The following is a 9,067-nucleotide window of genomic DNA, read 5'->3' on the forward strand; positions in this document are numbered from 1 at the left end:
GCGCGACGGCGCCCTGCACGAGGCCCGCAAGGCCGCCAAGCGCGCCCGCTACGCCGGCGAGACGGCGGCCCCCGCGGTCGGCGCGGCGGCGGAGCGGTTCGCCGAGCGGATGAAGGCCGTCCAGGAGGTGCTGGGGGAGCACCAGGACGCGGTGGTCGCCGCGGCGGCCCTGGTCGGCCAGGCGGCCGCGGACGGTGAGCCCTTCGCCTACGGCGTGCTGTACGCGGGCCAGCTGGCGGAGGCGGCACGGGCACGGGGGCGGCTGCCGGAGGTGTGGGCGGCGGCCTCGGGGCGGAAGCTGGCCCGGTTCGGTTAGCGGCGCTCCTTCGGGGCCCGTCGGATCAGCCCGCGGCCGAGCGTGCCGGCAGCTCCTCCTGGTAGCGGTCCGTACCCGGGCGATCCGTCGGTGCGACCGCGCGGGGTGCCCGGGGGCGCGTCGGAGCCGGCGCGGAGCCGGGTTTCCGTGTGGGCGGCGGCCGCGAAGGCGCGGCGGGTGGGGCTGTCCGGTGGGGCGGGGAAGGCGAAGACGTGCCGGCCCTCCTCGGGGAGGGGGAGCACGGCCCTACCGGGGGCTGAGCCCCGCCGAGGTGGCCGCCTCGCGCAGCAGGTCGCGGAGCATCGTGGTGGTCAGCCGGCCGGTGTTCGTGTTGCGCGGGCTCACGTGGTAGCAGCCGTAGAGCCGCAGGTCGGGGCCGCCGTCGCGGGCGGGCAGGGTGACCCGGGCGGCGTGGCCGAAGGTGGGGCGGGGGCGCGGGACGATCCAGCCGGCGTCGGCGATCACCGGCAGCATCGCCTGCCAGGCGAAGCCGCCGAGGGCGACGACCGTCCGTACGGTGGGGCGCAGCAGCTGGAGTTCACGGGTGATCCAGGGGCGGCAGGTATCGCGTTCGGCGGTGCTGGGCTTGTTGTCGGGCGGGGCGCAGCGGACCGGGTCGGTGATCCGGACGCCGTACAGCTCCAGGCCGTCGCCGTGGCGGACGGATTCGGGGCGGTTGGTGAGCCCGAGGTCGTGGAGGGCGGCGTAGAGGAGGTCGCCGGAGGGGTCGCCGGTGAAGATCCGGCCGGTGCGGTTGGCGCCGTGGGCGGCGGGGGCGAGGCCGACCAGGACGAGCGGGGCGTCGGGTGGGCCGAAGCCGGGGATGGGGCGGGCCCAGTAGTCCCAGTCCTGGTAGGCGCGGCGCTTGGTGCGGGCGGTCTCCTCGCGCCAGGCGACCAGCCGGGGGCAGGCCCGGCAGTGGGTGACGACCCGGTCGAGGCCGGTGAGCCCGGTGGCACGGGCGGCGGCCTCGGCGGGGTGGCTGGGGTGGTTCGGGTCATCGGCGGGGGCCGGTTGCATGGCCCTGATCCTAGGGGCCCCGGGCGATCGCTCCGGCGGTGTCCGGGCAGGCGTAGCGTGGAAGGAGTTGCTCCGGTGGCCCTCGGCCCGGCCGGGTCGGCGGTGGCCGGACGCGCCGGTGTGTGCGGAGGCCGCGAGGAGGCCGCGATGATCGTCGATGCGGTGCTGGGTGCCCTCGGGGGGCTGGTCGGGCTGGGGGCGGTCTGGGCGGGGCTGAGCATCCGGGTGGTCCAGCAGTTCCAGAAGGGCGTGGTGTTCCGCTTCGGCCGGGTGCGTGAGGAGATCCGTCAGCCGGGGCTGGTCGCGCTGATGCCGATCGCGGACCGGCTGCGCCGGGTGAACGTGCAGATCGTGACGATGCCGATCCCGGCGCAGGAGGGCATCACCCGGGACAACGTGACCGTACGGGTCGACGCGGTGGTCTACTTCCAGGTCCAGGACCCGGTGAAGGCGACCGTCAACGTGCAGGACTACAACTTCGCGATCTCCCAGGTCGCGCAGACCTCACTGCGGTCGATCATCGGCAAGAGCGAGCTGGACGACCTGCTGGCCAACCGCGAACCGATCAACCAGGGGCTGGAGTTGATGATCGACAGTCCGGCGCTGGGCTGGGGCATCCAGATCGACCGGGTGGAGATCAAGGACGTCGCCCTGCCGGAGTCGATGAAGCGCTCGATCGCGCGCCAGGCGGAGGCCGAGCGGGAGCGGCGGGCGCGGATCATCACGGCGGACGGTGAGTACCAGGCCTCGGAGCGGCTGTCGGAGGCGGCGGCGGTGATGAGCGCGACCCCGGCGGCGCTCCAACTGCGGTTGCTGCAGACCGTGGTGGAGGTCGCGGCGGAGAAGAACTCGACACTGGTGCTGCCGTTCCCGGTGGAGCTGCTGCGGTTCCTGGACAGCGCGACGGAGTCCCAGCAGCGGGACCTGCTGGCGGCCGCCGCCGTGGCCGCCGCCGGGAAGGCGGCGGAGCGGGCGGTGGCGAGCGGCGAGGTGCCGGAGCCCGAGGTCGGCCGCGAGCTGCCCAAGCACGAACTCCCGTCACTGGACGAAGTGTTGACCAGCTCGCCGTTGGAGGGGGCGGAGCCGGACGGGCAGCAGCAGAGCGGGGAGCGCAGTGAGCCGAAGACGACGGCCTGAGCGGGGCGCGACCCGGTGCCGGGCGGTGCCGGTAGTGGTGCCGGGAGTGGTGCCGGCGGCGGTGCCCGGTGGCGTGCGTCACCCGGTCGGACCAGGATGGACGGGGGGCTGGAAGCCAGGTCAGGAGGCGGACCATGACCATCGCCAGCGACATCATGCACCCGGGGGCGGAGTGCATCCGCGAGCACGAGACGCTCGCCGCCGCCGCCCGGATCATGCGGGAACGACACGTGGGCGCGCTGCCCATCTGCGGAGAGAACGACCGGCTGCTGGGCATCGTGACCGACCGCGACATCGTGCTGCGCTGCGTCGCGGAGGGGCGCGACCCGGCCGCGGTGACGGCGGGCGAACTGGCCCAGGGGCGGCCGATGACGGTGGAGGCGGACGAGGACTGCGAGCAGGTGCTGCGGGTGATGGAGCAGTACCAGGTGCGCCGGCTGCCGGTGATCAACCACCCGGAGCACAAGCTGGTCGGCATGATCAGCGAGGCCGACATCGCGCGCGGGCTGCCGCAGGCCCGGCTCGCGGAGTTCGTGTCGGCGGTCTGCGCGGAGGAGGCACCGAAGAAGGAGGCCCTGCAGGGCTGACCGGGCCGAGCCGGGCCGGGCCGGGCCGCACGCGAGCGGCCCGGCCAGGGGTCACCCGAGGGCGTACACCGAGGCGGCCTGGGCGGCGGGCTCCTCCGCGCCCTCGGCCGTGAGCGTGACGTCGAGGAAGGCGATCCGGCGCCCGAGCTTGGTCACCCGGGCGTGGACCAGGACGTCCTGACCGGCCACGGCGCGCTGGAAGCTGCTGGACTGCTGGACGGTGGTCATCGGCGCGAAGCCGCCCCGGGCCGCCGAGAGGGCGATCACGCAGGCGGTGTCGGCGGCGGCCAGCAGCGCCTGGCCGGACAGTCCGCCGCCCTCGCGGGCGAGCCGGTCGGACCAGGGCAGCCGCAGCACGGCGTGGCGCTCGCCGGTCTCGGTCGTGGTGAGCCCGAGGTCCTGCACCCAGGGGGCGAAGTTCTCGGCCAGGATCTTGTCCGCCTCGGCGGGGGTGAGGGTCATCGCGCCATTGTGGCGGGCGCGTTGGCGCGTTGTCAGGCGGTTGCCAGGGTGTCGAGGTGGCGGCTGGGCACCGTGCGCATTTCGTCCGGTCCGACCAGGTCGAGGTCGAGGCCGGGCGTGAGGGCGCCGGAGCGCTCCATCTCGACCAGGACGCGTCGGACCGGCGCGTCCAGGCCGGTCTGCAACTCGGCGGCGCGGGGACGTAGTTCGGGGCGGGTGCGGGCGGTGGTGACGAAGCTGAGCCAGAGTGCGCGCTCCTGCCCGCGCTCGGCGTCCAGCGGGAGGGTCTCGGCGAGCAGCCGGACGGTCCGTTCGCGCCGGGAGGTGCCGACGGCACCGCCCGGCGCGAACGGACCGTCCGAGCCGGGAGGAGGCCGCGGGGCATGCCGGGGCCTTCCTCGCGGCGCACGTCCTGGCCCTTCCGGCAGGATCCGAAAGACAGGCGTCAGCCGCGCAGTTCCCGGGCGATCAGCTCCGCCAGGTGCAGGGCCCTTCGCCCGTCCGCGAGTTGGGCGATCTGGGTGCGGCAGCTGAAGCCGTCCGCCAGCACCACGGTGTCGGGGCCGGCCGCCCGGACCTCGGGGAGCAGCACCCGCTCGGCGATCGCCTCGGACACCTCGAAGTGGCCCTGCTCGAAGCCGAAGTTGCCCGCGAGTCCGCAGCAGCCGGAGTCCAGCACCCGGTTGTGCAGGCCGAGCCGGGCCTCGATCCGGCGGTCGGCGGCGCTGCCGAGTACCGCGTGCTGGTGGCAGTGGGTCTGGGTGACGGCGTCCAGCCGGACGCGGGGGAGCGGGGCGTCCGGGGCGTACTGGTCGATGAACTCGGCGAAGGTGCGGGTCCGTTCGGAGAGCGGGCGGCCGTCCTCGCCGAGCAGTCGGGGGAGGTCCTCGCGCAGGGTGGCGGTGCAGCTGGGGTCCAGGCCGACCACGGGGGTGTCGGCCGGGAGCCCGGCGGCCGCCAGTGCGCCCAGGCTGCGTCGCAACACCCGTCGTGCCGTGTCGAGTTGGCCGGTGGAGTACCAGGTGAGGCCGCAGCACACCGGGCCCTCCGGCAGTCGGACGTCGAAGCCGAGGTGTTCCAGCACCTCGACGGCCGAGCGCGGCACGTTCGGCTGGAGGTGGTTCGAGAAGGTGTCCGGCCACAGCAGCACCGGCCGGGCGCCCGCCGGGGCCGGGTGCGTGGCCCGGCGGCGCTGGTACCAGCGGGTGAAGGTCTCGGGCGGGAAGACCGGCAGCACCCGTCGCCGGTCGATCCCGCCGAGCCGCTTGAGCAGGGGGCCGGCCGGCGAGCGGATCAGGGTGTTGGCCGCCGCGGGCGCCAGCGCGACCGCCCGCAGCCACAGCGGCAGCCAGCCCATCGAGTAGTGGGCGAGCGGGCGCGGCCGGTGCCGGTAGTGCTGGTACAGGAACTCGGTCTTGTAGGTCGCCATGTCGACGTGCACCGGGCAGTCGCTCGCGCAGCCCTTGCAGCTCAGGCAGAGGTCGAGCGCCTCCCGTACCTCGGCCGAGCGCCAGCCGTCCGGGATCGCTCCCCCAGTCGGGCGGCCGGGAGGTGCCTCCATGCCGCGCAGCATCTCGGCGAGCAGCCGGGCCCGGCCCCGGGTGGAGTGCCGTTCCTCGCCGGTGGCCATGTAGCTCGGGCACATCACCCCGGTGGTCGGGTCCACGCACTTGGCGACGCCCACGCAGCGGTGCACCGCCTTGGCGAGGCTGCCGCCGTCCTGCTCGTACGGCAGGGCCAGTGGCAGCGGGCGGCGCGGGGCGGTGACGAAGCGCAGGTCGGCGTCGAGCGGGCGCGGGTCGACCAGCACGCCCGGGTTGAGCAGCTGCTCCGGATCCCAGATCCGCTTGAACTCGCCGAACAGGGCGAGGACTTCGGGTGGGTACATGCGCGGCAGCAGTTCGCCGCGGGCCTGCCCGTCGCCGTGCTCGCCGGAGAGCGAACCGCCGTACGAGACCGCCAGATCGGCCGCCTGCTCCAGGAACTCCCGGAAGAGCGGGCGCCGTCGGGGGTCGTCCAGCGGGAAGTCGATCCGCAGGTGCACGCAGCCGTCGCCGAAGTGCCCGTACGGGACGCCGTGCAGGCCGTGTCGGCGCAGCAGGGCGCGCAGCCCGCGCAGGTAGTCGCCGAGCCGCTCGGGCGGGACGGCGGAGTCCTCCCAGCCGGGCCAGGCCTCGCCACCCCCGGGCAGCCGGGTGACGATCCCGGCGCCCGCCTCCCGGACGGCCCACAGCTGGCGCTGCTCGGCCGGGTCGGTGACCAGGGCGACGGTGGCCGAGCGCTCGCGGCGCACCGCGTCGGCGAGCCGACGGGCGGACTGGTAGGCCTCCAGCGCGGTGGCGCCGCCGGTCTCCAGGAACAGCCAGCACTCGCCCGCGGGCAGCCGGTTCAGGGCGGGCGGGCGCGGACCGGCGGCGAGCAGCGCGGCGACCAGGTCGGCGGCCATGCCCTCGGCGGTCAGCGGACCGTACGGCAGCAGCGCCGGGACGGCGTCGGCGGCGGCGCCCTCGTCGGGGTAGCCGGCCACCACCAGGGCGCGGGCCGCGGGGGCCTCGACCAGACGGACGGTGGCGCCCAGCAGCAGCGCGCAGGTGCCCTCGGAGCCGGTCAGGGCCCGGGCGAGGTCGTGGCCGCGTTCGGGCAGCAGGGCGTCCAGCGGGTAGCCGGAGGTGCGGCGGGGCAGTCGCGGCATGCCCTGCCGGATGGTGGCGAGGTTGCGGTCGGTGAACTCCTGGAGCTGGGTGTGGAGTCGGCCGATCCGCTCGGGTTGTGCGCGCAGCGCCGCGCGCCCCTGGGGGTCGAGCGGCCCGCCGACGGTGAGCTCGGTGCCGTCGGCGAGCAGCAGCTCCAGCCGCTCCACGTTGTCGGAGGTGCGCCCCCAGGCGAGCGAGTGGGAGCCGCAGGAGTCGTTGCCGATCATGCCGCCGAGGGTGCAGCGGCTGTGGGTGGACGGGTCGGGGCCGAAGCGCAGCCCGTACGGCGCGGCGGCGCGCTGGAGGTCGTCCAGCACGGTGCCGGGCTGGACGCGCGCGGTGCGGGCCTCGGGGTCGACGGCCGGCACCGCGCCGAGGTGGCGGCGGAAGTCCAGCACCACCGCGCCCGGCCCGATCGCCTGCCCGCCGATGCTCGTCCCGGCCCCGCGCGCCACCACCGGCACGCCGTACTGCCGGCACAGCGCCAGCGCGGTGCGCACGTCGTCCGGGTCGGCGGGTTTGACCACGCCGAGCGGCAACTGCCGGTAGTTGGAGGCGTCGTGGCTGTACACCGTGCGCTCGGCGGCGCCGAACCGCACCTCCCCGCGCAGCACGGCGGCCAGCTCGCGGGCCAGTGCGGCCCCGGGAACGGCGGACGGACGGCTCACCGGGGACCTCCCGAACGGCTGCGGCAACGGCTCCGCCGATGATCGCAGCCGGGGCGTGGTCCGGAAGCCGGGCACGACGAGGGTTCCGCCGACGGGGTGTCATGCGGGACGCCCGGCAGCCGTGATCGACCGCTCCGCGTGATGCGGCTCCGCGGGTCCACCCTGCCGCTGTGGATGGAGGTGCTGGCGCCGCGCCGGCCGCCGAGGGCGGCACCGCGCACGCCCGCTGAGCTACTTGCGGCCGGTGAGGGTGCCGCGGGCGATGTGGGAGAGCTTGGCGACCTCGAAGGCCGGGTAGGCGCCGCCGGCCAGGAGGGAGAACTTGATGCCCTCGCGACCGGTGGGCTTGCGGTGGCCCGGGGGCAGGAAGCGGCGGTGGTGCTCGGCGGCGCGGTGGAAGAACTGGGGGCGCTCGGCGCGGGTGACGCAGCCGGCGAGGTCGAAGACGAACAGGTAGTGCCGGACCATCCGGACGAACAGGGCGTCGCGCACCGCGTAGAGGTGGGGCTGGTCCTCCAGCAGGGCGAAGCTGCGCTCGTACTGGTCGAAGAGGTCGAAGACGCTGCTGCCGGGGCCGCCGGCCGGGTGGACGGTCTCCCGGCGGCGCAGCTGGACGCACTCGCGCGGCAGGACGGCGGCCTTGCGGGCGCCGAGCAGGGCCGCGTGCGCGACCGGGATCTCCTCGTAGCGGCCGTCGGGGAAGGCGAGCCCGAGCTCCTCCCAGTGGCCGCGGCGGATCAGCCGGTCCCAGATCAGCGGCGGCGCGCCGAACAGTTCGGGCCGGTCGAAGGGGGCGAAGGGCTCGGGGCCGGCCTCGGCGAGCAGGGCCTCGGCGCCGCCCGGCCAGTCGCGGTCGTTGTGGCGGCGGGAGTGGCCGAACAGCAGGACGTCGACCGGGCCGGTCTGCTGGAGCCGGTCGGCGAGGGTCTGGAGGGCGTCCCGGGGGAGCAGGTGGTCGGCGTCCAGGAACAGCAGGTGCTCGCCGGTGGCCCGCGCCGCACCCGCGTTGCGGCTCACCCCGACCCCGACGGCCGCGTTCAGGTGCAGGGCCGACACCCGCGGGTGGCGGGCCGCGTACGCGTCGGCGAGCTCGCCCGCGGTCTCGGGGGAGCGGTCGGCGACCACGATCACCTCGACGTTCGCCAGGGTCTGGGCGAGCAGCGAGTCCAGGCAGTCGGCGAGCTGTCCGTGCTGGTCGTAGGCGGGGAGCACGACGCTGATCAGGGGTGAGGGCATGACGCCGGAGCGTAAGAGGGCGGCGCGAACGGTGGCAAAGGGCTGACGGTGCGTAATTACGAACAATCAGTGCCAAACCGTATGAGCGTACGCCATATCTTCACGCCGCCTTCCGGACGCGTCCACGCCAGACGGCGACGCCCCAGGCCCGCGACGCGGAGTGCGTCGCGGGCCTGGGGCGTATGCGCAGGGACGGCCGGGCCGGGGCCGGCGCCCTTAGTACCAGTGGTGGGTCTGCCAGAACGCCCAGGCGGCGCAGGGGCTGCCGTAGCGGGAGTTCATGTAGTCCAGGCCCCACTTGATCTGGGTGGCCGGGTTGGTCTTCCAGTCCGAACCGGCCGAGGCCATCTTGGAGCCCGGCAGCGCCTGGACCAGGCCGTAGGCGCCGGAGGAGGCGTTGACGGCCAGCGGGTTCCAGGTGCTCTCGCGGGACACGATGTTGCTGAAGCACTGCAGCTGGCCGGCCGGCACGATCTGCGCGGCGATCTGCTGCGGGGTGCCGGAGGGGGCGGCGGGGAGGGCCTGGCGCTGCTGGGAGCGGGAGGCGGCGGCGTCGGCCTGGGCCTTGGCGTCCGCCTGGGCCTTCGCGTCGGCCTCGGCCTGCGCCTGGGCGGCGGCCTGGGCCTGGGCCTGCGCGGAGGCGTCCGCCTCGGCCTTCGCCTGGGCCGCCTGGGCGTCCTGGGCGGCCTTCTGGGCAGCGGCAGCGGTGTCGGCCTGCACCTGGTCGGCCACCGGCTTGCCGTCCACCGTGACGGCGGCCGTGGGGGCGGCGGCCTCGGTGGAGGTCCCGGCCTGCGGGAGGGCGAGCGCGGCGGTGGCGGCGCTCGCGACCACGAGGGTGGCGATGCCGGTGATCAGGGAGTTGCGGCGGGCATGGCTGAGCTGCATGGAGCGGTCGATCCTTTTCCGTCGGGGGCCGTGCCGGGGTCGCCGGGCGCGGGGCATCGC

At 75.3% G+C, this 9,067-nt stretch carries 10 protein-coding genes; 3 read left to right on the forward strand and 7 right to left on the reverse strand.

Going from position 1 to position 9,067, the window contains the following annotated elements; genetic code table 11:
- On the forward strand, nt 1–316 hold a 316-nt coding region (locus tag BG452_RS23065; RefSeq protein ID WP_188306258.1), incomplete at its 5' end, for a CHAD domain-containing protein.
- On the opposite strand, the gene BG452_RS23070 is transcribed toward BG452_RS23065, so the two are convergent.
- Nucleotides 313–558, reverse strand: a complete 246-nt coding sequence (locus BG452_RS23070) for a hypothetical protein (protein WP_188306259.1) — start codon at nt 556–558, stop codon at nt 313–315. The genes BG452_RS23065 and BG452_RS23070 overlap by 4 nt on opposite strands.
- Before the next feature lie 4 nt (nt 559–562).
- Entirely contained in the window at nt 563–1,336 is a 774-nt protein-coding gene (locus BG452_RS23075; protein ID WP_188306260.1) for a uracil-DNA glycosylase, read from the reverse strand.
- Between the two features lie 147 nt (nt 1,337–1,483).
- On the opposite strand from BG452_RS23075, the gene BG452_RS23080 reads away from it, so the two are divergent.
- Nucleotides 1,484–2,473 carry a slipin family protein gene (locus BG452_RS23080; protein WP_188306267.1) on the forward strand — a complete coding sequence of 330 codons (990 nt, stop codon included), beginning with the start codon at nt 1,484–1,486 and terminating at the stop codon, nt 2,471–2,473.
- A 134-nt stretch (nt 2,474–2,607) separates the two neighbouring features.
- Nucleotides 2,608–3,060, forward strand: a complete 453-nt coding sequence (locus tag BG452_RS23085; protein WP_188306261.1) for a CBS domain-containing protein — start codon at nt 2,608–2,610, stop codon at nt 3,058–3,060.
- Nucleotides 3,061–3,111: 51 nt separating this feature from the next.
- Here the strand turns inward: BG452_RS23085 and BG452_RS23090 are convergent, their stop codons facing one another.
- From BG452_RS23090 to BG452_RS23110, 5 genes are all read right to left on the reverse strand, one after another.
- Nucleotides 3,112–3,522 carry a PaaI family thioesterase gene (locus BG452_RS23090; protein ID WP_188306262.1) on the reverse strand — a complete coding sequence of 137 codons (411 nt, stop codon included), beginning with the start codon at nt 3,520–3,522 and terminating at the stop codon, nt 3,112–3,114.
- 32 nt (nt 3,523–3,554) lie between these two features.
- Nucleotides 3,555–3,707 (reverse strand): hypothetical protein, encoded by a 153-nt coding sequence (locus BG452_RS23095; RefSeq protein ID WP_188306263.1) that lies wholly within the window; start codon nt 3,705–3,707, stop codon nt 3,555–3,557.
- Nucleotides 3,708–3,967: 260 nt separating this feature from the next.
- On the reverse strand, nt 3,968–6,883 hold the full coding sequence (locus tag BG452_RS23100) for an FAD-binding and (Fe-S)-binding domain-containing protein (RefSeq protein ID WP_188306264.1): 2,916 nt from the start codon (nt 6,881–6,883) through the stop codon (nt 3,968–3,970).
- Nucleotides 6,884–7,114: 231 nt separating this feature from the next.
- Complete coding sequence (locus BG452_RS23105; RefSeq protein WP_188306265.1) at nt 7,115–8,119, reverse strand: glycosyltransferase family 2 protein; 1,005 nt, start codon at nt 8,117–8,119, stop codon at nt 7,115–7,117.
- Nucleotides 8,120–8,335: 216 nt separating this feature from the next.
- Nucleotides 8,336–9,007 (reverse strand): transglycosylase SLT domain-containing protein, encoded by a 672-nt coding sequence (locus BG452_RS23110; protein ID WP_188306266.1) that lies wholly within the window; start codon nt 9,005–9,007, stop codon nt 8,336–8,338.
- Nucleotides 9,008–9,067: the final 60 nt, after the last annotated feature.

Origin of the sequence: Streptomyces sp. CBMA123, assembly GCF_014596465.1 — a bacterium.
In the GTDB taxonomy this organism is placed as follows: Bacteria; Actinomycetota; Actinomycetes; order Streptomycetales; family Streptomycetaceae; genus Kitasatospora.

What these genes read in the sequence shown, in the direction of transcription:
- BG452_RS23075 (WP_188306260.1), bottom strand. Translation starts at nt 1,336, where the DNA reads ATGCAACCGGCCCCCGCCGATGACCCGAACCACCCCAGCCACCCCGCC.
- BG452_RS23105 (WP_188306265.1), bottom strand. Translation starts at nt 8,119, where the DNA reads ATGCCCTCACCCCTGATCAGCGTCGTGCTCCCCGCCTACGACCAGCAC.
- BG452_RS23110 (WP_188306266.1), bottom strand. Translation starts at nt 9,007, where the DNA reads ATGCAGCTCAGCCATGCCCGCCGCAACTCCCTGATCACCGGCATCGCC.
- BG452_RS23085 (WP_188306261.1), top strand. Translation starts at nt 2,608, where the DNA reads ATGACCATCGCCAGCGACATCATGCACCCGGGGGCGGAGTGCATCCGC.
- BG452_RS23090 (WP_188306262.1), bottom strand. Translation starts at nt 3,522, where the DNA reads ATGACCCTCACCCCCGCCGAGGCGGACAAGATCCTGGCCGAGAACTTC.
- BG452_RS23080 (WP_188306267.1), top strand. Translation starts at nt 1,484, where the DNA reads ATGATCGTCGATGCGGTGCTGGGTGCCCTCGGGGGGCTGGTCGGGCTG.